26 protein-coding genes and 1 pseudogene are annotated in these 19,799 nt (G+C 57.3%); 13 read left to right on the forward strand and 14 right to left on the reverse strand.

Annotated features, from left to right (window positions below):
- Positions 1-188: pseudogene (locus AC2FNB_RS09720) on the forward strand (glycoside hydrolase); the annotation flags it as partial.
- A gap of 214 nt (positions 189-402) precedes the next feature.
- On the forward strand, positions 403-1,485 hold the full coding sequence (locus AC2FNB_RS09725; protein ID WP_496745967.1) for a Hint domain-containing protein: 1,083 nt from the start codon (positions 403-405) through the stop codon (positions 1,483-1,485).
- 99 nt (positions 1,486-1,584) lie between these two features.
- On the opposite strand, the gene trmD is transcribed toward AC2FNB_RS09725, so the two are convergent.
- The 10 genes from trmD to AC2FNB_RS09775 all read right to left on the reverse strand — a co-directional run bounded on the left by trmD (position 1,585) and on the right by AC2FNB_RS09775 (position 8,383).
- Positions 1,585-2,394 (reverse strand): tRNA (guanosine(37)-N1)-methyltransferase TrmD, encoded by an 810-nt coding sequence (trmD, locus tag AC2FNB_RS09730; protein ID WP_496745969.1) that lies wholly within the window; start codon positions 2,392-2,394, stop codon positions 1,585-1,587.
- A 3-nt stretch (positions 2,395-2,397) separates the two neighbouring features.
- Positions 2,398-2,901, reverse strand: coding sequence for a ribosome maturation factor RimM (gene rimM / locus AC2FNB_RS09735; protein ID WP_496745970.1), 504 nt, complete (start codon positions 2,899-2,901; stop codon positions 2,398-2,400).
- A 146-nt stretch (positions 2,902-3,047) separates the two neighbouring features.
- Positions 3,048-3,683 carry a 5,6-dimethylbenzimidazole synthase gene (gene bluB / locus AC2FNB_RS09740; RefSeq protein WP_496745972.1) on the reverse strand — a complete coding sequence of 212 codons (636 nt, stop codon included), beginning with the start codon at positions 3,681-3,683 and terminating at the stop codon, positions 3,048-3,050.
- 11 nt (positions 3,684-3,694) lie between these two features.
- A complete protein-coding gene (gene rpsP, locus AC2FNB_RS09745; protein ID WP_480750681.1) occupies positions 3,695-4,057 on the reverse strand; it encodes a 30S ribosomal protein S16 in 363 nt (120 codons plus the stop codon).
- Positions 4,058-4,096: 39 nt separating this feature from the next.
- Entirely contained in the window at positions 4,097-4,405 is a 309-nt protein-coding gene (locus tag AC2FNB_RS09750) for a chorismate mutase (protein WP_496745974.1), read from the reverse strand.
- Entirely contained in the window at positions 4,398-5,000 is a 603-nt protein-coding gene (locus AC2FNB_RS09755; protein ID WP_496745976.1) for a GNAT family N-acetyltransferase, read from the reverse strand. Before AC2FNB_RS09755 ends, AC2FNB_RS09750 begins: the two co-directional genes overlap by 8 nt.
- Positions 4,997-5,545 carry a GNAT family N-acetyltransferase gene (locus AC2FNB_RS09760; protein WP_496745978.1) on the reverse strand — a complete coding sequence of 183 codons (549 nt, stop codon included), beginning with the start codon at positions 5,543-5,545 and terminating at the stop codon, positions 4,997-4,999. The genes AC2FNB_RS09755 and AC2FNB_RS09760 overlap by 4 nt, the downstream gene beginning before the upstream one ends.
- Positions 5,542-6,150, reverse strand: coding sequence for a GNAT family N-acetyltransferase (locus AC2FNB_RS09765; RefSeq protein WP_496745980.1), 609 nt, complete (start codon positions 6,148-6,150; stop codon positions 5,542-5,544). The genes AC2FNB_RS09760 and AC2FNB_RS09765 overlap by 4 nt, the downstream gene beginning before the upstream one ends.
- The gene (gene ffh / locus AC2FNB_RS09770) at positions 6,150-7,658 is read right to left on the reverse strand and encodes a signal recognition particle protein (protein ID WP_496745982.1); all 1,509 of its coding nucleotides are present in this window, start codon (positions 7,656-7,658) and stop codon (positions 6,150-6,152) included. Before ffh ends, AC2FNB_RS09765 begins: the two co-directional genes overlap by 1 nt.
- A 206-nt stretch (positions 7,659-7,864) precedes the next feature.
- Entirely contained in the window at positions 7,865-8,383 is a 519-nt protein-coding gene (locus tag AC2FNB_RS09775; RefSeq protein WP_496745984.1) for a hypothetical protein, read from the reverse strand.
- A gap of 95 nt (positions 8,384-8,478) precedes the next feature.
- Here AC2FNB_RS09775 and AC2FNB_RS09780 point away from each other — a divergent pair, with 95 nt between their 5' ends.
- A complete protein-coding gene (locus AC2FNB_RS09780) occupies positions 8,479-9,009 on the forward strand; it encodes a prolyl-tRNA synthetase associated domain-containing protein (protein WP_496745986.1) in 531 nt (176 codons plus the stop codon).
- 64 nt (positions 9,010-9,073) lie between these two features.
- On the opposite strand, the gene AC2FNB_RS09785 is transcribed toward AC2FNB_RS09780, so the two are convergent.
- Positions 9,074-9,817: an aspartate/glutamate racemase family protein gene (locus AC2FNB_RS09785; protein ID WP_496745988.1), complete on the reverse strand. Its 744-nt coding sequence runs from the start codon at positions 9,815-9,817 to the stop codon at positions 9,074-9,076.
- Positions 9,818-9,890: 73 nt separating this feature from the next.
- Positions 9,891-10,472: an FMN-dependent NADH-azoreductase gene (locus tag AC2FNB_RS09790; RefSeq protein ID WP_480750672.1), complete on the reverse strand. Its 582-nt coding sequence runs from the start codon at positions 10,470-10,472 to the stop codon at positions 9,891-9,893.
- A 122-nt stretch (positions 10,473-10,594) separates the two neighbouring features.
- Here AC2FNB_RS09790 and AC2FNB_RS09795 point away from each other — a divergent pair, with 122 nt between their 5' ends.
- Positions 10,595-11,473, forward strand: a complete 879-nt coding sequence (locus tag AC2FNB_RS09795; RefSeq protein WP_496745990.1) for a LysR family transcriptional regulator — start codon at positions 10,595-10,597, stop codon at positions 11,471-11,473.
- Positions 11,470-12,384, forward strand: a complete 915-nt coding sequence (locus tag AC2FNB_RS09800; RefSeq protein ID WP_496745992.1) for a DMT family transporter — start codon at positions 11,470-11,472, stop codon at positions 12,382-12,384. The genes AC2FNB_RS09795 and AC2FNB_RS09800 overlap by 4 nt, the downstream gene beginning before the upstream one ends.
- Before the next feature lie 345 nt (positions 12,385-12,729).
- Here the strand turns inward: AC2FNB_RS09800 and AC2FNB_RS09805 are convergent, their stop codons facing one another.
- On the reverse strand, positions 12,730-13,071 hold the full coding sequence (locus AC2FNB_RS09805; protein ID WP_480750669.1) for an ArsR/SmtB family transcription factor: 342 nt from the start codon (positions 13,069-13,071) through the stop codon (positions 12,730-12,732).
- 231 nt (positions 13,072-13,302) lie between these two features.
- On the opposite strand from AC2FNB_RS09805, the gene AC2FNB_RS09810 reads away from it, so the two are divergent.
- From AC2FNB_RS09810 to AC2FNB_RS09840, 7 genes are all read left to right on the forward strand, one after another.
- Positions 13,303-13,638: an AtpZ/AtpI family protein gene (locus AC2FNB_RS09810; protein WP_496745994.1), complete on the forward strand. Its 336-nt coding sequence runs from the start codon at positions 13,303-13,305 to the stop codon at positions 13,636-13,638.
- Positions 13,639-13,640: 2 nt separating this feature from the next.
- Positions 13,641-14,429: a F0F1 ATP synthase subunit A gene (locus tag AC2FNB_RS09815; RefSeq protein WP_480750667.1), complete on the forward strand. Its 789-nt coding sequence runs from the start codon at positions 13,641-13,643 to the stop codon at positions 14,427-14,429.
- A 70-nt stretch (positions 14,430-14,499) separates the two neighbouring features.
- A complete protein-coding gene (locus AC2FNB_RS09820) occupies positions 14,500-14,724 on the forward strand; it encodes a F0F1 ATP synthase subunit C (protein ID WP_005981269.1) in 225 nt (74 codons plus the stop codon).
- Positions 14,725-14,810: 86 nt separating this feature from the next.
- On the forward strand, positions 14,811-15,362 hold the full coding sequence (locus AC2FNB_RS09825; protein WP_480750666.1) for a F0F1 ATP synthase subunit B': 552 nt from the start codon (positions 14,811-14,813) through the stop codon (positions 15,360-15,362).
- Positions 15,363-15,367: 5 nt separating this feature from the next.
- Entirely contained in the window at positions 15,368-15,928 is a 561-nt protein-coding gene (locus AC2FNB_RS09830; protein WP_496745996.1) for a F0F1 ATP synthase subunit B, read from the forward strand.
- A 70-nt stretch (positions 15,929-15,998) separates the two neighbouring features.
- On the forward strand, positions 15,999-16,847 hold the full coding sequence (locus AC2FNB_RS09835; RefSeq protein WP_496745997.1) for a hypothetical protein: 849 nt from the start codon (positions 15,999-16,001) through the stop codon (positions 16,845-16,847).
- Between the two features lie 2 nt (positions 16,848-16,849).
- On the forward strand, positions 16,850-17,611 hold the full coding sequence (locus tag AC2FNB_RS09840) for a class I SAM-dependent methyltransferase (protein ID WP_496745999.1): 762 nt from the start codon (positions 16,850-16,852) through the stop codon (positions 17,609-17,611).
- 24 nt (positions 17,612-17,635) lie between these two features.
- Here AC2FNB_RS09840 and AC2FNB_RS09845 read toward each other — a convergent pair whose 3' ends face one another.
- A complete protein-coding gene (locus AC2FNB_RS09845; protein ID WP_480750662.1) occupies positions 17,636-18,406 on the reverse strand; it encodes a FadR/GntR family transcriptional regulator in 771 nt (256 codons plus the stop codon).
- A gap of 159 nt (positions 18,407-18,565) precedes the next feature.
- On the opposite strand from AC2FNB_RS09845, the gene AC2FNB_RS09850 reads away from it, so the two are divergent.
- Positions 18,566-19,774 carry an aminotransferase-like domain-containing protein gene (locus tag AC2FNB_RS09850; protein WP_496746001.1) on the forward strand — a complete coding sequence of 403 codons (1,209 nt, stop codon included), beginning with the start codon at positions 18,566-18,568 and terminating at the stop codon, positions 19,772-19,774.
- The last annotated feature ends 25 nt before the right edge of the window (positions 19,775-19,799 follow it).

Raw genomic sequence — 19,799 nt, forward strand, 5'->3', positions numbered from 1 at the left:
ATGGAACGGATTTCTGGCTACGTTCCGTGGCTGGGCATCCGCGTCAGGTGTATCCCGGGGCATTCTGGAGGTTTTGGCAATATACCGGAACGGGTCTGGTTCCAGGTGTGAACGGAAAGGTCGATATCAACGTCTTTCGTAGCGGGCCCGAAGTCTGGTTGCGATGGAAGGCGGGAGAGATCGGATAGGGATTCGGGCAAGGCAATTGCATGTTCTGTTGTGCGCAATGCAAGCCGCAAATATGCCGGGGTAAGTCACTTTTTCACGACGGTGTCGAAGTTTCACGCTGACAGCCCTCGTAGAAGCTTGACATAGCTCCGTTTTCACAATGTTAACAAATACGCGTCGTCTTTTTGACACCGGTCGGGCAAAAGTTGACGCCAAGTAAAAGGGAAGGGCAACATGGCAGAAATCTACTGGGCGCGGACCGACAGCAACACGGCCAATAACGCTAACTTGAACCTAACGGGTGCTCCGGCCGTTCAGATCGAGTTTCTCGACCAAACGCTCGGCGGAGCTGATGGGGATTTCGTACTTGAGGGCGATGCCGTGACGCCTGACCCCGATACTGTGGTGTCGATTGGGGGGCAGGTTTACAGTTTCTCGCTGGACATGGTCGCAACGCTTCCCACATTGAACAATCAGGGGGCTGGTCAGGTTCCAGACCAGTTCGAGGGCGATCCGGTCTACACTATCGTCGTTTATGACTATCCGACTGCTGGCGAAACAACCCGTCTGACATTCCTGCCGGAAAGCGACGCGACGCAGGCCGAAATGGATGCTTTTGGCAATGGTGCCATCGAAGTTCAGAACACTGACCTAAATCCGCCTCCGACACCTCTGTGTTTTGCTGAAGGAACGAAGATTCTGACGCCTCGGGGAGAGGTATCGGTTGAGGAAATGCAGGTTGGGGATACTGTTCTGGTCGCAGACGGCGCCCCGATGGCCATCCGTTGGATTGGTGCAAGCCGTTATGAACTGTCGAACGCAGACCAAAACGTGGCCCCGATCAAGATCGAAACCGGCGCATTCGGAGCGGATCTTCCTTCGCGGCCGCTGATCCTGTCACCGCAACACAAGATTGCCGTTTCCGGAGCGGGGCTAGAGATGCATTTCGGTGTGGACGAAGCCCTTGCGCCTGCGTGTGGCTTTGTCGGCCATCCGGGCGTAACGGTTCTGGAAGGGCAAGAAAGCGTGACCTACTACCATATCCTGCTGGAAAAACACGCGCTGGTCTATGCTCACGGGGTCGCGTCGGAGAGCTTCTATCCGGGTGAAATGTCGATGACCCTGGTAAGCGCTATCCAAAAACTGCGCCTTTCACGCGTGTTGACCCGGATGGGCGTGCGTGGCGGGGAAGGATTCGGACCAACCGCGCGCGCATCGCTTACTAGGCGCGAAATCGAGCAGCTTGTCGCGACAGGATCAGTTCGTGTGTTGGGGTATGAAGAATACGACGCGCCAAGTGAAGCGTTGAGTGCATAGCAAACCGCAAAAATTTGCATCCGTGGTACTGACGAATAGCTCGGATATCAAAATCAAATGAGGGCAACACGAGGATGTTTGCCCTCATTTAGAACCGGATCAGTTTTTTGCTGGATTTTTCTCCCGTTGGTATGTCTCCCAAAGGTCCGGCCTGCGGGTCCGGGTAATTTCTTTCGACTGATCGTGTCGCCACTCGGCCACTTTACCATGGTGACCTGACATTAGCACGTCGGGGATGGGCCGATTCTTCCATTCGGCGGGGCGGGTGTATTGCGGGTGTTCCAACATGCCCGAAGAAAAGCTCTCTTCCTCCGCCGAAGCCTGATTGCCCAAAACGCCGGGGATCAGGCGAACAGTGGCGTCGATGAGAGCCTGCGCAGCGATTTCGCCACCGGTCATCACGAAATCCCCGAGACTGACTTCCTGAACGCCATAGTGTTCTAGAACGCGCTCGTCGACGCCTTCGAATCGACCGCACAGAAGGGTCACGCCTTCGCATCGTGCAAGGTTCTTCATCAATGGCTGGTCCATCCGTCGTCCGCGTGGGCTGAGATAGATCAGGGGCCAATTACCCCGAACGCCGTCCATCGCATGTTCGATTGCGGCACCCAGAACATCGGCGCGCAACACCATGCCCGCCCCGCCACCCGCTGGTGTATCGTCGACATTTCGATGCTTACCGATGCCGAACTGGCGCAGGTCGATAGTTTCGAGTTGCCACAGCCCTTCCTGCAGCGCCTTACCAGTCAGGCTTTCGCCGAGCACGCCGGGAAAGGCCGACGGGAACAGCGTGATGATCTTGGCCTTCCAGACACCGTGCAGATCGGGTGTCGGCTCGATAAGCTCACGGGGTTTCAGAGACGGGCGAATGGCCTTTCGGCCATGCGAACGGGCGGGAGCGTCGGTCATGTTTCAAAACAACCCCTCTGGCGGGTCGGCAATGATGCGGCCAGAAGTCAGATCCACAGTTGGAACCGCAGCCATTGTGAACGGTAAAAGTACGGTGTTTTTTAACTCCGGCCCCTGAATTTCTAGTAGGTCGGACGCACCGTGGTTCTGGACTGATTTGACCTTGCCCAGTACCGCCCCGCCTGTGTCGACCACTTCAAGCCCGATCAGATCCGCATGATAGAATTCGTCATCCGGCAACGAAGGCAATTGATCGCGGCGCGCGAACAGGCGCAAGCCCTTAAGTGCGTCGGCTTGTTCCTTGGTTTCGACCCCACCCAGACGGGCAGCGAAACCACTCTTGATCGGGCGAGTAATAATGAGGTGGTAACGCTCCGAGCCGCCTTCATCGGTCAGAGGGGAGTAGGTTTCGATATCCTCGGGATTGGCGCAGAAGCTCTTCAGGCGCACTTCGCCCCGCACCCCAAAAGAGCCCGCAACCGTGCCGACGCAAATCAGGTCGCTCATCTTTGCCCTCCTTCACATAGTCTGGACACAACACGCCCCCCGGCATCAAGGCATCTTTCCGCATGAGCATTGCGTTCGTACAATACTCCGACAACAAAGGCGATTGCCATGAACAGAACTAGTCGGATGGGCCTGAACATATGCTTCTACCGTGTTCGGACTGTCAGTTGCTGGTCACGTGCTTCCCAGCCTGCGGTTTCCAGTTCTGGCGTGTCGGATTCTTCGTGCGGCCAGCCCAAACAAAAATATCCGATAAGTCGCCAATTTTCCGGCACGTCCAGATCGCGGTTCAGCCGATCAGGGTCAAGGATCGAAACCCAACCCAGTCCCAGCCCTTCGGCCCGCAAGCTGAGCCAGAACAGGGTGATCGCCGCAACGACGGAATAGTGCCGCATCTCGGGCATCGTGGCCGCGCCCAGTCCCTGTCCCTTGTCAGTCGCATCATCACAGAATACCGCCAATTGAATTGGGGCGTCTTTCATGCCCGACAGTTTCAGCCGACTGTATGTCCGGGCACGTTCGCCGGAATAGCCAGACAGCGCTTCGGCGTTAGCGGTTTCGAAATTCTCAAGTGCAGCTCTGCGAGCCGCTTGGGTTTCGACGCGGATCACGCGCCAGGGTTCGCTCAATCCTACCGATGGGGCTAGCCGAAATGCGTCGAGGCAGTGCGCCAGCACTGCCTCGTCCACAGGATCGGTGCGGAACCGGCGCACGTCGCGCCGGAGCCGCAACAACAGGTCGAACTGCGTGCGGAAATCTGCGCTGAAGACCTGATCCTGCACGCGCGCCCTGCTTATTCTTCGGCCGGTGCGGCGGCTTCAGCGGCCTTCGCTGCTTTCTCTTCGGCACGCTCCTGAGCTTTCTTGCCCGGAGTGCCTTTTTTCGGATTGCTGCGTTCGGCCTTGTCTTTGGCGCCAGCGGCTTCGAGCATGCGCGCGATACGGTCGGTAGGCTGCGCGCCCTGATCCAGCCAGTATTGGACCCGCTCCATATCCATCTTCACGCGTTCTTCGCTGTCTTTCGGCAGCAGCGGGTTATAGGTGCCCAGCTTTTCGATGAAGCGGCCGTCGCGCGGCATGCGGCTGTCAGCCGCCACGATGCGATAGAAGGGGCGCTTTTTCGAGCCGCCACGGGCCAGACGAATTTTCATTGCCATTGTGTGTCTCCTTTGATGGCGTTGACGGGACGCATCCCGTTATTCCTGGTGTTTCTTGTGGTGTCTGATGACTTCCTGAATGATGAAATTCAAGAAAGCCTTGGCGAAATCGGGGTCCAGGTCGGCCGTTTTCGCCAGATCTTCTAGTCGTGCGATCTGTGCCTCTTCGCGGGCTGGATCGGACGGGGGAAGGTCGTGTTCTGCCTTGAGCTTGCCAACGGCCTGCGTGTGCTTGAACCGCTCGCCCAGCGTATAGACAAGTATCGCATCCAGGCGATCGATGCTTTCGCGGTGCTCTTTCAGCAGTTCTGCGGCGCGTGCTACGGGATCGGATATGGGTTCAGTCAAGGGCCCATCCTTTCGGTTTGAACAGTGGGTCGGCATAGTGTCCGATCTCCATCTCGATACCATGCGCCAGCTGCGAGCTGCGCAGCTTTTCCGGCGACGGATGGCGATAGACTGCGTCGCTGCCGTCGATCGTCGCTGCCTCGTGATCCTTTTGGGCCCCGAGCCGTTCCGCAAGACGGATCGAGTCGAGGTTTTTCGGATCGATATAGCTTACGGCGGTTTCCCAGCCGAGTATGTCATAGAAGTAGCGCCGCGCCGCGTGGGTGGCTTCAAGCGCATAGCCCTGACCCGCCGCATCCGGCCAGATCACCCAGGCGATCTCGGCCTCGGGCCAGCCCGCCGGTTTCCATCCGCCGGCCATGCCATAGGTCTTGTCGGTTTTTTTGTCGTGGATCATCCACATTCCATAGCCGCGAATCTGCCAATGGCCGATCTCGGCAGCATAGAGCATCCACGATTCATAAGGGTTCAGCGGTCCACCCATGAAGCGGGCGCGATAGCTGGTGAACGTGGCCTTGAAATTCGGGTAATCCTCGGGCTCGGGTCCGCGCAGAATCAGTCGTTTGGTTTCGAGGGTCGGGATGGAGTTGGTCACGCGTAGGCCTCCACGCCGCCATTCACCAGATCAGCCGGGGCGGGATGTCGCCAGATTTCCGTAGTGCCGAATTTTGGGTGTTCATAGTGGCAATCGAACTCTGCACCCAACCGTTTGGCGACAGCTTTGCTGGCCAAGTTTGCCGGATCGATCAGCGAAATTGCGGTTTCCCAGCCTAATACGTCATAAGCATAGCTGCGCGCGACCAGCGCGGCCTCGGTCGCATAGCCTTTGCCAGTGGCATGGCTCATCAGTGTCCAGCCGATTTCGGGCTCTGGCCAGCCTTCGGGAAACCAAAGACCGATCCGGCCTACGTAAGCGCCGGTGTCTTTTTCTTCGGCACCCCAGAAACCAAAACCGCGAATTGCCCAGTGGCCCAGCAACATGGCAATCGATCGCCAGGTTTCATCCTTGCGCAGTGGCCCGCCGACGAACCTTGCCGCGTCAGAGGCGAAAAACTCGGCTTCCGCTTCTAGATCGTCAACAGACGGCGCGCGCAGGATCAGGCGCTCGGTTGTCAGAGTGGGAATTTGAAGGTCGATCATGCGTATGCCTCCGTCCCGCCGTTGGAGTCACTCGGAGAATGGCGATACACATGAATGGGTTCGTCGAAGGCAGTTTCAGCTTGCGTGTCGCGCAATGCCCCGACACGGCGGGCCACTGCCGCAGAGCGGACATTGTCCGGGTCAACATAGCTGACCAAAGAGGGCAGATCGTGGATTTCCAGCGCAAAGCTGCGCGCGGCGGCAACGGCTTCTGACGCGACGCCCCGACCTTCGGCGGTGGCGGTCAGCATATAGCCCAGTTCATGCTCATGATCGCCAAACTCCATGGCGACCGAAACAAAACCCATGACGATTCTGGTGGTCTTGTCCTCTATCGTCCAAACGCCCGCGCCGCGCAGCATCCAACCTGCAACGTATTGTGTGAAATCCTGCCACGCGCCCTTGCGGTCAAACGGGCCGTCCATATAGCGCGCGCGGTTTGACACCAGAATTTCGGCATAATCCTCGAAATCCCGCAACTCGGGCGCGCGCAGGATCAGACGCGCGGTCTCGATGCGCGGCACCAAAGCACCCAACTGCGCAGCCAGCGCGGCTGCGGGGCCGGTGGCCGGAGCCTCCCAGGGATATGCCGATGGGGCGTTCATTACTTCTTCTTGCCAAACCCGCTCAGGCCCTGAGGAAGACCCATGCCGCCGCCCAGACCGGGCAGACCGCCGGGCATTTTGCCGCCCATCGCCTTGGCCGCCTGTTCCAGAGCCTTGGGGTCCATGCCGGCTGCCATGTCTTCGGGCGAGGGGCCGCCTTTGCCGAACATCCCTTTCATGGCCTGTTTCAGCATGCCGCCCTTACCCATCTTGCCCATCTTTTTCATCATGTCCGACATCTGCCGGTGCATCTTGAGCAGCTTGTTGAGGTCGCTGACCTCCATCCCCGAACCGGCTGCAATCCGTTTCTTGCGGCTGGCTTGCAGCAGTTGCGGGTTGGCGCGTTCGCGTTTGGTCATGGACTGGATCAAGGCGATCTGCTGGCGCAGGATCTTGTCGTCCAGACCCGCCTGATCCATTTGCTTGGCCATTTTTCCCATGCCCGGCATCATGCCCATCATGCCCTGCATGCCGCCCATCTGGATCATCTGTTCCAGCTGCATCTTCAGGTCGTTCATGTTGAACTGGCCTTTGACCATGCGCTTCATCATGCGCTCGGTCTGTTCCATCTCCATCGTTTCCTGGGCTTTTTCGACCAGGGCAACGATGTCGCCCATACCCAGAATACGTCCGGCGATCCGGTCCGGCTCGAAGGTCTCCAGCGCGTCCATTTTTTCGCCCAGACCGACGAAGCGAATGGGCTTGCCAGTCACCGCGCGCATCGACAGCGCCGCACCACCGCGTCCGTCCCCATCCATCCGGGTCAGGACCACGCCCGAGATGCCGACCTTGGCGTCGAATTCTTCGGCTACTTCAACGGCGACCTGACCGGTCAGGCCGTCAACCACCAGTAGGGTCTCGCGCGGGTCAACCACATTGCGGACCTGCTCGACCTCGTCCATCAGCACTTCGTCGATATGCAGACGACCGGCGGTATCCAACATATAGACGTCATAGCCGCCCAATGTGGCCTGCTGCTTGGCGCGCTTGGCGATGTCGACGGGTTTCTGGCCCGGTACAATCGGCAGCGTATCAACGCCGACCTGCGCGCCCAGAACCGCCAGCTGGTCCATCGCCGCCGGGCGATAAACGTCAAGCGAGGCCATCAGGACCTTCTTGCCCTCTTTCTCTTTCAGGCGCTTGGCCAGTTTACCGGTAGTGGTGGTCTTACCCGAACCCTGCAAACCGACCATCAGGATCGGGGCAGGCGGGTTGTCGATCTTCAGCTTGCCGGGGTCTTCCTCGCCACGCAGGGTATCGACCAGCGCGTCATGCACGATCTTGACGACCTGCTGACCGGGGGTGATCGACTTGGTCACCGCCTGACCGGTCGCCTGGTCCTGCACTTTCTTGACGAATTCACGCGCCACCGGCAGCGAGACGTCGGCCTCAAGCAGGGCAACGCGGACCTCGCGCAGGGCGGTCTTGACGTCTTCTTCGGACAGGGCACCCTGTTTGGTCAGCCGATCAAAGACGCCGGAAAGGCGTTCGGATAGATTTTCAAACATGCCTTCGGCCTCCTTAGCCGGTTTAGATGTGGCACTCTCTAGCTAGGTAGCGCCGGTTAAATACACAATTGCCCCCTCCCACCGAACTAAACGTGGGGGTAATGCCAAATGGCATTGCCCCCACGGGCGAAACTCGCTGGTGGGGGGCGATCCCTGAGTGACTCAAGGGACCGGAAGGTTTCACACTTCCGGATGTTTGCGCGGGCTTAAGCCGATTTACCGTCTGAGTCAACCTCCCGGGCGGGAAGCCAGTCATTGACGGCCGTGACAAGCCGGTGCGAGCCTTGTCCACTGGAAAACGTCTCGACAATTGGGTGCCTGCCCTTGCTCATACCGCCACGTAGAACCAGAACGGGGCGATAAACCGTCGTTGTTCCATTGTCGCGTTTGGCGGTGGTGCTTTCGATCTCTGCATGAGACAGGTTCGACAATATGTGCTCGACCGCTTCGTAACCAAAAACCGACTGGCGGCGGATGGTGATGCGGTTGCGGTGCCGGTCCAGTATCACCTGCACTCGCCGAACAAAGACGCAAAAGGCGGCAAACCCCAATCCACCCCCCATGACGGCAAACGCCAAGCCAAACCAGACGTTCTCGCCACCGGTGCTCATCAACAGAATACCGGGGCCGACGAAGGCCAGAATAAAGAAGATCAGCATGATGCCAATGAACCAGGGCGTGTCGGCAAGGATCAGTTGTTCGGGGGTATTCCGCGTGATTTTCATGACCAGAGGTTAACACCGGTTTGACCGCGTGGATCAAGCGGTTGCATCGCGCGACCTGTTGCGTCATGAGCATTTCGCGATTTCAGGAGGGTTTCATGGACGCATCATCAGCATTTCAGGACAGTCTTCCGCGCAGTTCCGATGCTTTGCTGGAACAGCTTGCGGTATGGGGACTCGGCTACAAGTTGCACAAGCATATTCCCCTGCGCACTGTTGACGAGTCGAAGGCCGTTGAAGATCAGTTCATGGTTCCGGACGAAAATCCCCTTCGGATCAAGAACCTTTATCTGCGCGACAAGAAGAAACGCAACTATTTGGTGACGCTGGAGCAAAACCGCGAAATCGACCTGAAGGCACTCGGAGCTGAGCTGGGCGTCGGTAACCTGTCCTTTGGCTCTGCTGATCGCCTGATGCAGAATTTGGGCATTCGGCCCGGAGCGGTCAGTCCGCTGGCGATGATCAACGGCGTTGAAAACGGGGTCAGCTTTTTCATGGACGCGGCTGCGAAAGAGGCTGAAGTTATTTATATGCATCCTCTGGTCAATGACCGTACGCTTGCCATGCCCCGAGATGATGTCATGGCGTTCTTTGAGCGGATCGGGTGTACCGTGAACTGGTTGACCTGACAGAACGTGCCTTGAGGAGCGCGCCTGCGACGGGAGTATCAATTAAAAGATGAAGGCTGGTCGCTCAATCGTCGGCCAGCGCCTCTTGGAGCGCTGATGCGACATGGGCGGCAGAGGGGTTGATGAACAAGTGCCCATCGGCTTGGAAGCTCGGGTCATCCAAGTTATCGGGAAAGGCCAGCGGCAATTCCGTGCAGGCCAACAGGATTGCAGTGCCCGGTTCGGCGTGGCGGTCGCAATATGCCAAAAGCCTGTCGCGGGCCGTCTTAGACGCGCCGCCATAGAAATCGCTGTCAATCATCGCCTGCATTTCGGCGATATCAGCATCGGACAGGGGCGCATTAGCCGAGATGTTTTCCCGCGAGAGCCTGTCCGCGTAACCTCTGGCCTGCATCGTGACGGAGGTTCCAAGAACCAGCGCGGTCTCGACCTTTGTGGCTGCAGTCGCTTTGGCAGTGGCGTCGAAGATGCTGAGGATCGGCATATCGACGCCCCGTCGAATGGCATGCAGCCGAGCGTGTGGTGTGTTTGAGGCAATGATAGCGAAATCACAACTCGCGTTTTGCAAAACCAGCATGGCGTTGCGAAAAACGGCATCGAAACCGGCCCAGCTTTCTTCATCGCCGGGCTGACCGCGCAGCGCACGGGTGTGGGCCTGAGTTACGGATTCGATGGTCATTGGCGGTACGGGAAGCGGCGAGCCATGCCCGAGTTTGGCAAAATGCCGACCTGCTCCTTCGGAAATGGCCCGGTAGTAGTCCACCGTCGAAGCCCAACCGACGCCGCCGAGAATGCCGATCTTTTTCATGAACCCGTCCAATCCGATTGATGAAACCAGAGTTCAGATTGGACGGTAAAGCCGACCTTGGCCAGCGGAGATATCAGGCCGCCAGTTTTGCAACCGCTTCCTGGGCGGATTTCAAAGCTATTTCTGGAGCAATCGCCATCTTGTCGGCGGCGATGATGTCGATGTCATTTATTCCGATGAACCCCAGAACGTGGCGGATATAACCGGTGGCGAAGTCGATTTCCGAGTCGACAGCGGTGCCACCGGAAGCGATGGCAAGAATGGCCCGCTTTCCGTCCAGAAGCCCGCGAGGGCCGGAGTCGCTGTAGGCAAAGGTAAGACCGGCGCGGGCGATCAGGTCTACCCATGCCTTGAAGGCGGCGGGGACCGAAAAATTGTAGATCGGCAAACCTATGACAATAGTGTCAGCGGCCTGCAATTCACTGACTAATTCATCCGAAAGGGACAGCAAGTCTTGCTGAGTTGCGCTGCGATCGTCTTTCGATGTGAAGTTGGCGTCGATCCAGTCTTCGGTCAGAAGCGGCAAAGGTGTCGCCAGATCGCGACGGATGATACGCTGGGCACCGAGGTGCTTGACGATACGGTTTGAAAGATCGCGTGTGGTTGAGCCGGTGCGGCGGGCCGAAGCGTCGATGTGGAGAATTGTGCGGGTCATTTCGTGATATCCAGTGGTTGGCGAATTCATGTGATACGCCTCATATGTTTGTTGCATCAGCGAACAAAACTCAGATATATTAACAGCTATTGTTGGAATTCGCACATTGGAAAGCACGTATCATGGACAATTGGGACGAAGTGCGCACCGCGTATCAGGTGGCTCGCATGGGAACCGTCAGCGGTGCGGCCGATGTGCTGGGTGTTCATCATGCCACGGTTATTCGCCACATAGACGCGATCGAGGCGCGATTGGGTGTCAAACTTTTTCAGCGGCACGCGCGTGGCTACACGCCGACCGAGGCCGGAGAAGACCTGTTACGGGTGGCGCAGGCAACCGAGGATCAGTTCAATCAACTGGCCGGCCGGATGAAGGGGCGCGGCGATGATGTTTCGGGTGAGTTGGTGGTCACGTCTTTGGCGTCGCTGGCGCCGTTGATCGTGCCGGTTCTTTCAGAGTTTAGGACTATGCATTCCGGCCTGATCGTGCGCTATCTTACCGGCGACAGGTTGTTTCGTTTGGAATATGGTGAGGCTCATGTTGCGATCCGTGCAGGGGCGGCCCCGGATCAGCCGGACAATGTCGTGCAACCCTTCATCCCGCAGGATGTCGGCCTTTATGCCAGCCAATCCTATTTGGGTCGCAATGGATTGCCAAGGGGTGTATCTGAATTTGCAGACCATTCTTTTGTCGGATACGACGATGAAAACAGTCGCGCGCCCTTTGCCATTTGGCTGCGCCAGAACGCGCCGAATGAGGCGATTGGTTTTCGGTGCACGAACAACTATTCGGCTCGTGAGGCAGTGCTGGCCGGGGCAGGCATCGGTTTCATGGCGCGATGGGATGCGGCCCGATATCCTGAGTTGGTCGAGGTCATGGAGCCTCTGCCCGAATGGTCAGGCAAACTTTGGTTGGTCACGCATGTCGATCTGCACCGGACGACAAAGGTTCAGGCGTTCCTGAAGTTTATCAAACAACGGGCCAAGGACTGGAAAACATGAGCCCCGAGACCCGCGGCCATCTGGCCATGCTGGCGTTTTCGGCGCTGGTCGCGGGCAGCTTTTCGTTGGGATCGATGATTGCAAACGAGATTTCGCCTGCCGCTCTGAATGCTGCGCGTTTTGTCATTGCCGCTGTCGTTATCGGAGTGGCGGCCGCAATGACGACCGGCCTTCCGATTGGTGCAGCCAAGGCCCCTTGGCGATATTTCGTTCTGGGCGGGTTGTTTGCGGCGTATTTCGTGCTGATGTTCGAGGGGCTGAAAACCGCGCCTCCTGTCAGTGCTGCGGCCGTGTTTACCCTGACTCCGATCCTGTCGGCACTCGCGGGCTGGATATTGTTGCGGCAGATTACCACAAGCTATATGGCAACGGCGCTCTTGATCGGTGCCATCGGCGCGCTTTGGGTCATCTTTCGTGCGGATTGGCTTGCATTCAAAGCTTTTGAGATCGGGCAGGGCGAAGTCATCTATTTCTGGGGCTGCGTGGCCCATGCGATCTATACCCCAATGGTGCGCAAGTTGAACCGGGGAGAGCCGCCGGTGGTGTTTACATTTGGTATGCTGCTGGCGGGATGCTGCCTTCTCACAGCATATGGTTGGTCGGATCTGCTTGCTACGGATTGGCTGGCTCTGCCTGCCATCGTGTGGATTGGCCTTTTCTATGTCGCCATCTGTGCCAGTGCGGTCACTTTCGTGCTGTTGCAATATGCGACGCTTCACCTGCCGTCGGCCAAGGTGATGGCTTATACATATCTAACGCCAAGCTGGGTGATCCTATGGGAAATTGCTTTGGGCAAAGGCGTTCCGGGGCCGCTAGTGCTGGTCGGAATCGCGCTGACCGTATTGGCTTTGCTGCTCTTGTTAAAAGGACGCACGTCGGTTCAGGCAGGCTCGATCAGTATTCCGGATTGAGGCTTGAATTTGTTGGAGGATATGGCAGCGTTGCGGTCATCATGCGAACAGGTAATCGGGGAAGGGCAAACATGAAGGCATATGGCATGACGCTGATATTGGGCGTCGTTGTGGCGTGTGGATCGACGAGCAAGCAGGAACAGTTGGCGCTGCAGGAAAGTTGTGAGGCGCTGGTCGCAGCAGAAAGCGTTACACGGCCAAGCGGTGTCGAGACTGTTTCGATTGACGCGGATTCAGCGGGAACCTCACTGACTGTGAGTGTTGCGGGATCCACGACGCTTTGGCGGTGTCGGGCGGACGCGTCCGGCGCCATAGTCTCGGTTGAGGCAATTCAAGGCGTATAGCCTAGCCCTGTTCGCCGGGCTGTTTGTCCAGTTCAGTTCTCAGAAAACGTTCAAATGCATCCAGATTCACTGGTTCGAATTGCCCGAACCCTTGCATCCAGACCGAAGCATCGCGCATTGCGTCCGGTTCCAGTTTGCACCATTTCACCCGCCCGCGTTTTTCCTGTGAGATCAGGCCGGCGCGGGTGAGGATCATCAGATGCTTCGAGATCGCGGCGAGCGACATTTCGAATGGCTCGGCCACGTCCGTCACGGCCATGTCGTCCTCTAGCAGCATCGCCAGAATGGCGCGCCGGGTGGGGTCGGCAAGGGCCGAGAATATGGTGTCGAGATCATCGTTCATGCTCTGGCAGAACCACATGCGTGTATTATCGTCAACCATTTGGTTGAATATGTGGAATCCAGGTATTTGGCGCTAACAGAGCGGCGGGCGTCAAAGGTCGACAGGTGCGATTTTTAAAAAAATCATTTAATAATAGTTTGTTATGACGATTCATCTGCCGCAATCAACAGCGTTGACTCTGCCCCGTCGCGCCCTTAGCACCATGTCCAAGACTGTGCGAAGGAAACGCCTGTGACCGAAGATGACCAAAAGCAGCGTATGGCGCAGCTTGAGGCCAAGATCGACGCGGCAAAAAAGGCCAAACAGCCCAAGCCTCGCGCGGACGCTGACATATCCGGCGGCGAACTTGCCTGGAGGATGGTCATCGAAATGGTATCCGGTCTCGGGATCGGATTTGGCATCGGATACGGGTTGGATAACCTGTTCGGGACAATCCCGATTTTTCTGGTGCTCTTCACATTGCTGGGCCTTGCCGCCGGGGTGAAAGTCATGCTCCGCAGCGCGCAAGAGGTTCAGGCGAAACAGAAAGCGGCCGATGCTGAGGCCGGCAAGGACGAGAGGGACTGAACGTGGCGACCGAGACCACCACAGCACACGGAGCCGAAGGCGCGGAACACGCCGCAGAAGGCAGCAGCCTGGTTTTCCACCCGATGGACCAGTTTATCGTCAAGCCGCTGTTTGGCGGCGACGCGATTGCCTGGTACACGCCGACCAACGTGACGTTGTGGATGTTCTTTGCGGTTTTGGCGATCATCGGCCTGCTGGTGCTGAGCACTTCCAAGCGCGGTATCGTCCCGACGCGGATGCAGTCGATTGCCGAACTGGCCTATGGCTTCATCTACAAGATGCTTGAGGATATTTGCGGCAAGGAAGGCGTCAAGTACTTCCCTTATGTCATGACACTGTTCATGTTTATCGTCACCGCGAACTTCCTGGGGCTGATCCCGACCTCTTTCACGACGACATCACATTTCGCTGTCACCATTCCGTTGGCACTATCGGTGTTCCTGACCGTGACTGTCCTGGGTTTCGTCAAGAACGGCGCAGGCTTTCTGAGCTTGTTCTGGGTGTCCAGCGCGCCATTGGCGCTGCGTCCGATCCTGGCGGTTATCGAGCTGATTTCGTACTTCGTGCGCCCTGTCAGTCACTCCATTCGTCTTGCCGGTAACGTCATGGCAGGCCACGCAGTGATCAAGGTGTTCGCAGGTTTTGCCGCTGTCGCTGTGATCTCGCCGGTCTCGATTTTGGCGATCACCGCAATGTACGGTCTCGAAATTCTGGTGGCCTTCATCCAGGCCTACGTATTCACCATTCTGACCTGTGTGTATCTCAAGGACGCTCTGCATCCGCATCATTGATCAGGGACTACCCTGAACACAGGAACGATAACCCAACATCGAAACTTCCAAATCGTAAGGAGAACTCATCATGGAAGGCGATCTCGCACACATCGGCGCAGGCCTGGCAGCAATCGGTTCCGGCGCAGCCGCAATCGGGGTGGGCAACGTTGCAGGCAACTTCCTGGCCGGCGCCCTGCGCAACCCTTCGGCAGCTGCTTCGCAGACTGCAACCCTGTTCATCGGTATCGCATTCGCAGAAGCGCTGGGGATCTTCGCATTCCTGGTCTCGCTGCTGCTGATGTTCGCCGTCTAATCTGCGGAACCTGATCCTTACGCGCAGGTGGGCCCAGGCCATAGCGGCCCACCTGTTGTAAAGACAACGTTCCGACGGAGGACAACATGGCGACTGAACCCATTGCCGAAGAAATTGTAGGCGCATGCGTGGATTCCCATGGCTCGGCCATCGGGATGCCGCAGCTCTGCTTTGACTGGTTCCCGAACCAGATCTTCTGGCTCGTCGTTACGCTGGTCGTCGTCTTTCTGGTCCTGTCGCGCGTGGCTCTGCCCCGTATTGCGGCAATTCTGGCCGAGCGGACGGGAACCATCACCAACGATCTCGCCGCAGCCGAAGACCTGAAGGCCAAGGCGGTCGAGGCTGAAGATGCCTATAACAAAGCGCTGGCCGATGCCCGGACTGAGGCACAGCGTATCGCTGCCGAGGCCCGTGCGGAAATCCAGGCCGATCTGGATGACGCCATCGCCAAGGCAGATGCGGAAATCGCAGCCAAGGCGGCTGAATCGGAAAAGGCGATCGCCGAAATCCGTGCCGGTGCGCTGGAGAGCATTCAGGTGGTTGCCAAGGATACGGCGGCCGAGCTTGTTGCCGCTCTGGGTGGTCAGGCCGATGCCGGCGCTATCGCTGGTGCCGTCGATACACGAGTGAAAGGATAAGAGTCATGCGCAACATTCTTGCCCTTATCCTGACTACAGGCGCAGCCAGCCCGGCCTTTGCTGCCACTGGCCCGTTCTTCTCACTGGGCAATACCGACTTCGTGGTGCTCATCGCGTTCCTTGTGTTCATTGCGGTCCTGTTCTACTTCAAGGTGCCTTCGATGATCGGTGGCGCATTGGATAACCGTGCCGCGGGCATCCAAGCGGAACTGGACGAAGCACGCGCACTGCGTGAAGAAGCCCAGACGTTGCTGGCCTCGTACGAGCGCAAGCAGCGTGAAGTGCAGGAAAAGGCCGACGCCATCGTCGCCGCAGCCAAGCAAGATGCTGTTCTGGCCGCTGAGCAGGCCAAGGTCGATCTTGAGAAGTCCATCGCCCGCCGTCTGGCTGCTGCGCGTGATCAGATCGCTTCCGCCGAGGCCTCGGCCATCAAGGAAGTGCGTGACCAGGCCGTTTCGGTAGCCGTGGCCGCAGCTGCCGAGGTTCTGGCCAAACAGATGACCGCCGCGCAGGCCAACAAGCTGATCGACGCGTCCATCGCGGACGTCGAGGCGAAGCTGCATTGATTGGAAACGGCCTTCGGGCCGTTTCTTTATTGCCAAATCTACCCGCATTGCTAGAGTTTGGCTGTCATAGATGTTGTCGCAATCTTTAAATATTATTGGCGTGGTACGAGACGGTGGTGATGCGCTGGTCAAAACGCTTGCCCGGATCGACGATTTGTGCGGACGACTGGATCAAAGCCGGATAGTAATCGCGACGAATGACAATTCCGATGGAACGGGAAAGGTTCTTGCAAGCTTTGCTAACCGCTTGCCGCAAGCCGAAATCCTCACACTTGATGGCTTGTCGAATGAAATACCGAACCGGGTGGAACGGATTACGTTTGCTCGAAATGCGGTTTTGGAGCGGTTGTTTTCTGTGCAACCTCTCTACGATGCGACGCTGATTCTCGACCTTGATGGACCCAACACGCACCTAAGCGCGGATTCTGTTCTGAGGGCGTTGGAGCGTGGAACGCCAAATTGGGATGGCGTGTTCGGGAACGCTTTACCGGCATATTATGATCTTTATGCTTTGCGATGCGCTGGTTGGTGTGAGGAAGACGTCTGGCAACGTATTCATTCTTCGAGAAAACCGTTGTTTCATCGCCGCCGGTGGCGGCAACAACTACTGAAGGATGTAATTTTCGGTCGCCAGTATCACATACCCATAGAGGCCCCGATGATCCCGGTTCAAAGTGCGTTCGCCGGATTGGGCCTCTATCGCACTAAGAGGCTTGAGGGGTTGAAATACGATTGTCGAGATGGTGACGGCCGTTTAGTTTGCGAACATGTCATGCTGCATCAGCTCATGTTGTCTCGCGGAGCGCGGCTTTATATCGATCCGGGATTGACGACAGTTGCACCCTCTGAACATCTGGGAGAGGGAAGCGGGGCGCCTCTTCCAGCCCATCTACCCATCGAAATGAATGGACAAGACTGAGCATGCCCAAATCTCCGCTGACAGGTCAGGAAGGATCATTTCTGTTCAATCAGAAGGTCATTGGGCGTCACGAGGCGAACTATTTTTTGGATAACAGCTGCGGTTACATCTGGGTCGAAGGCCCGCATTGGCTGGATGAGGCTTATAGCGATGCGATTGCCCTGACCGACACGGGGATTCTGGCACGCAATCTTGCAAACATCCGTATCGTGTCCACCGCCATGAGAGCCAATGGGCTGGATGAAGCCAGAGGAATTGATATTGGAGCCGGCTATGGGCTTCTTGTCCGCGGACTAAGGGACAACGGGTTGAATTTCCACTGGTTGGACCCGTATGCCGACAACTTGCTTGCACGCGGTTTTGAAGCCGATGGAGGGAAGTATCAAGTGGCGGCGGCGTTCGAAGTGCTCGAGCATTTGCCAAACCCGCTGGATTACCTTCGGGATGCGCGCAAGCAGTTTGGTTTCGATACGTTGTTTTTTTCGGCAACTTGTTTTGATCCGACCGCCATTCCTGAGACTGATTGGTGGTACTGGGCTTTTGAAACGGGCCAGCACATCAGTTTCTTTTCTGAACAGTGTCTGGATTTCATCGCCGACGAACTGGGGATGAAAAAAATTCGGATCAAAGGTGATGTCTACGCTTTCACGACATTACCTAGCCTCAAATGGCCGAATGGTTGGAAGCGGCGGAAGTTGGACCGCCAGTTCCGGAAGTCCAGTCTGGGAGAGCAGGACTACAACGAAATGAAAAAACGCGTTTAAAAGTAAGGGATTGTGTCCAGAGGGTTATGAAACCCCGGTCTCATGCTGTAAGCGCTGCCGCGCAATGGCTTCGTTCTGTTCGGCCTTCTGTTGGTCAGCAAGGCACTGCTCCACAAAACTGAGGTGCCGCTCGATTGCGCTACGTGCACCGTCTGGATCTCGCGCCTGCAGGGCGGCGTTTATGGCCCTGTGCTGGCCCAGGATTGCTTCTCGCGTTGTGCGCTGATGGAACATGATTTTTCGATTATAGAATACGCCCTGGCGCAGCAGATCGAACATTGACCGCATCATGTGCAGCATCACGACGTTGTGGCTGGCCTCGATGATGGCCATGTGAAACTGTGCGTCCAACTGAGCTTCATCGTCGCCCGCGCGGTGTTTGTGAGCGGCTTCCATCTTGTCCAGAATTGTCTGGATCACCTTCAGGTCGCTGTCCGATCCCAGCCGCGCGGCGCGCTCAGCGGCCAAGCCTTCCATATCCTTGCGAAAGGACAGATAGTCGAACACCGCCTCGTCGTGGGTGCCAAAAAGCCGGATGAGGGCAGGGGAAAACGCCGACCCCAGAACCTCGGCAACATAGATGCCCGAACCTGCTTTGGCGGCCAGCAGTCCCTGCTCCTGCAACTCGGCAATTGCATCGCGCAGCGACGGTCGCGACACACCAAGTCGCTCGGCAAGTTCGCGTTCCGAGGGCAGCCTCTCACCCGGGCGCAGAATCCCGCGGAGGATCAGCAATTCGATCTGACGGACGACAGCTGTAGACAGTTTTTCTGACTGGATTTTCTGGAAAGGCATGCAGAACTCGTTCGAATTGGTAAGAACACATGACCACGGGGCGTCAGATTTCGCAAGATCGGTCCTTTGCTGATCACGAGGATTGAAACATTAGGTCAGAGTTATTGACTTTATTTTCGGCCTTCCTAGGCTCTGCAATCGCATTGTCGGAGAAAAGCCATGTCATTGGACCAGATATTTGCAACCCGTGCGTCTCGCATGAAGGCGTCGGAAATCCGCGAGTTGCTCAAACTGCTGGACCAGCCGGGCATCATCTCTTTTGCTGGCGGTATTCCTGACCCGGCGCTTTTCCCTGCGGACGCCTTTGCCGAGGCGTTTGCCACGACCCTTGATCCTGCGCATCAGGCGCAGGCGCTACAATACTCAGTAAGCGAAGGATACCACCCGTTGAGGCGCTGGATCTCAGAAGAGATGGCCCGAATCGGGATCGTTTGCGACATCGACAACATCCTGATCACGTCAGGTTCGCAGCAGGCGCTCGACTATCTGGGTAAGCTGTTCCTGTCGCCGGGGGACACAGCGCTGGTTGGCTGGCCCACATATCTTGGGGCATTGGCCGCATTCAATGCCTACGAACCGCGTTTTGACCAATTGTCGATAAATGGCAATCGTCCCGCGTTGGATTATCAAGATGCCGCGCGTCAGGCGGGTGGGCAGGTCAAGGTCGCCTATCTCTCACCGGATTTTGCCAACCCGACCGGTGAAACCGTCGATCTTCGCGGACGCAAGGCGTTACTGGATTTGGCCGAAGAACTGGATTGCGCCGTGATCGAGGATGCAGCCTACCAGTCGCTGCGCTATGATGGCGAAGACGTACCACCGATGCTCGCCTTGGAAATTGAGCGGAAAGGGTCGATTGAAGACTGCCGCACTATCTATTGTGGCAGTTTTTCGAAAACCCTTGCTCCGGGTTTGCGCGTGGGCTGGGCAGTTGCGGCCAAGCCGGTCATATCGCAGATGGTATTTCTGAAACAGGCGGCCGATCTGCATTCTTCGACTATCAACCAGATGGCAATCGCCCACGTCGCGGAAAACTGCTTTGAAACGCACATTCCCAAGCTGCGTGCCGTCTATCAACGGCGGAGGGATGCAATGCTGGACGCTTTGGTGCGGCACATGCCAGACGGCGTGAAATGGACCCGTCCAGAGGGCGGCATGTTCATCTGGGTTACGTTACCGGCAGAGATGAATGGAGCAGATTTGTTGGCACGTTCGCTGGACACCGTCAAGGTCGCCTTTGTTCCCGGCCAGGCGTTTTTTGCCGACGGGTCCGGGGCCAACACCCTGCGGCTGAGTTTCTCCTGTTCGGACGAACCAACGATTCAGGAAGGCATCCGTCGGTTGAGTCAGGTCCTGTTGTCGGCATAGCTCGTTGGAAACATTCCGTTAACCA

The sequence above is a fragment of the Ruegeria sp. BHSB058 genome (assembly GCF_059613285.1).

Coding starts and splice junctions, on each gene's coding strand:
- AC2FNB_RS09725 (WP_496745967.1), top strand. CDS start 403: ATGGCAGAAATCTACTGGGCGCGGACCGACAGCAACACGGCCAATAAC.
- trmD (WP_496745969.1), bottom strand. CDS start 2,394: ATGACCGACGCTCCCGCCCGTTCGCATGGCCGAAAGGCCATTCGCCCG.
- rimM (WP_496745970.1), bottom strand. CDS start 2,901: ATGAGCGACCTGATTTGCGTCGGCACGGTTGCGGGCTCTTTTGGGGTG.
- rpsP (WP_480750681.1), bottom strand. CDS start 4,057: ATGGCAATGAAAATTCGTCTGGCCCGTGGCGGCTCGAAAAAGCGCCCC.
- AC2FNB_RS09760 (WP_496745978.1), bottom strand. CDS start 5,545: ATGATCGACCTTCAAATTCCCACTCTGACAACCGAGCGCCTGATCCTG.
- AC2FNB_RS09765 (WP_496745980.1), bottom strand. CDS start 6,150: ATGAACGCCCCATCGGCATATCCCTGGGAGGCTCCGGCCACCGGCCCC.
- ffh (WP_496745982.1), bottom strand. CDS start 7,658: ATGTTTGAAAATCTATCCGAACGCCTTTCCGGCGTCTTTGATCGGCTG.
- AC2FNB_RS09775 (WP_496745984.1), bottom strand. CDS start 8,383: ATGAAAATCACGCGGAATACCCCCGAACAACTGATCCTTGCCGACACG.
- AC2FNB_RS09780 (WP_496745986.1), top strand. CDS start 8,479: ATGGACGCATCATCAGCATTTCAGGACAGTCTTCCGCGCAGTTCCGAT.
- AC2FNB_RS09785 (WP_496745988.1), bottom strand. CDS start 9,817: ATGAAAAAGATCGGCATTCTCGGCGGCGTCGGTTGGGCTTCGACGGTG.
- AC2FNB_RS09790 (WP_480750672.1), bottom strand. CDS start 10,472: ATGACCCGCACAATTCTCCACATCGACGCTTCGGCCCGCCGCACCGGC.
- AC2FNB_RS09795 (WP_496745990.1), top strand. CDS start 10,595: ATGGACAATTGGGACGAAGTGCGCACCGCGTATCAGGTGGCTCGCATG.
- AC2FNB_RS09800 (WP_496745992.1), top strand. CDS start 11,470: ATGAGCCCCGAGACCCGCGGCCATCTGGCCATGCTGGCGTTTTCGGCG.
- AC2FNB_RS09805 (WP_480750669.1), bottom strand. CDS start 13,071: ATGAACGATGATCTCGACACCATATTCTCGGCCCTTGCCGACCCCACC.
- AC2FNB_RS09820 (WP_005981269.1), top strand. CDS start 14,500: ATGGAAGGCGATCTCGCACACATCGGCGCAGGCCTGGCAGCAATCGGT.
- AC2FNB_RS09825 (WP_480750666.1), top strand. CDS start 14,811: ATGGCGACTGAACCCATTGCCGAAGAAATTGTAGGCGCATGCGTGGAT.
- AC2FNB_RS09830 (WP_496745996.1), top strand. CDS start 15,368: ATGCGCAACATTCTTGCCCTTATCCTGACTACAGGCGCAGCCAGCCCG.
- AC2FNB_RS09835 (WP_496745997.1), top strand. CDS start 15,999: ATGTTGTCGCAATCTTTAAATATTATTGGCGTGGTACGAGACGGTGGT.
- AC2FNB_RS09840 (WP_496745999.1), top strand. CDS start 16,850: ATGCCCAAATCTCCGCTGACAGGTCAGGAAGGATCATTTCTGTTCAAT.
- AC2FNB_RS09845 (WP_480750662.1), bottom strand. CDS start 18,406: ATGCCTTTCCAGAAAATCCAGTCAGAAAAACTGTCTACAGCTGTCGTC.
- AC2FNB_RS09850 (WP_496746001.1), top strand. CDS start 18,566: ATGTCATTGGACCAGATATTTGCAACCCGTGCGTCTCGCATGAAGGCG.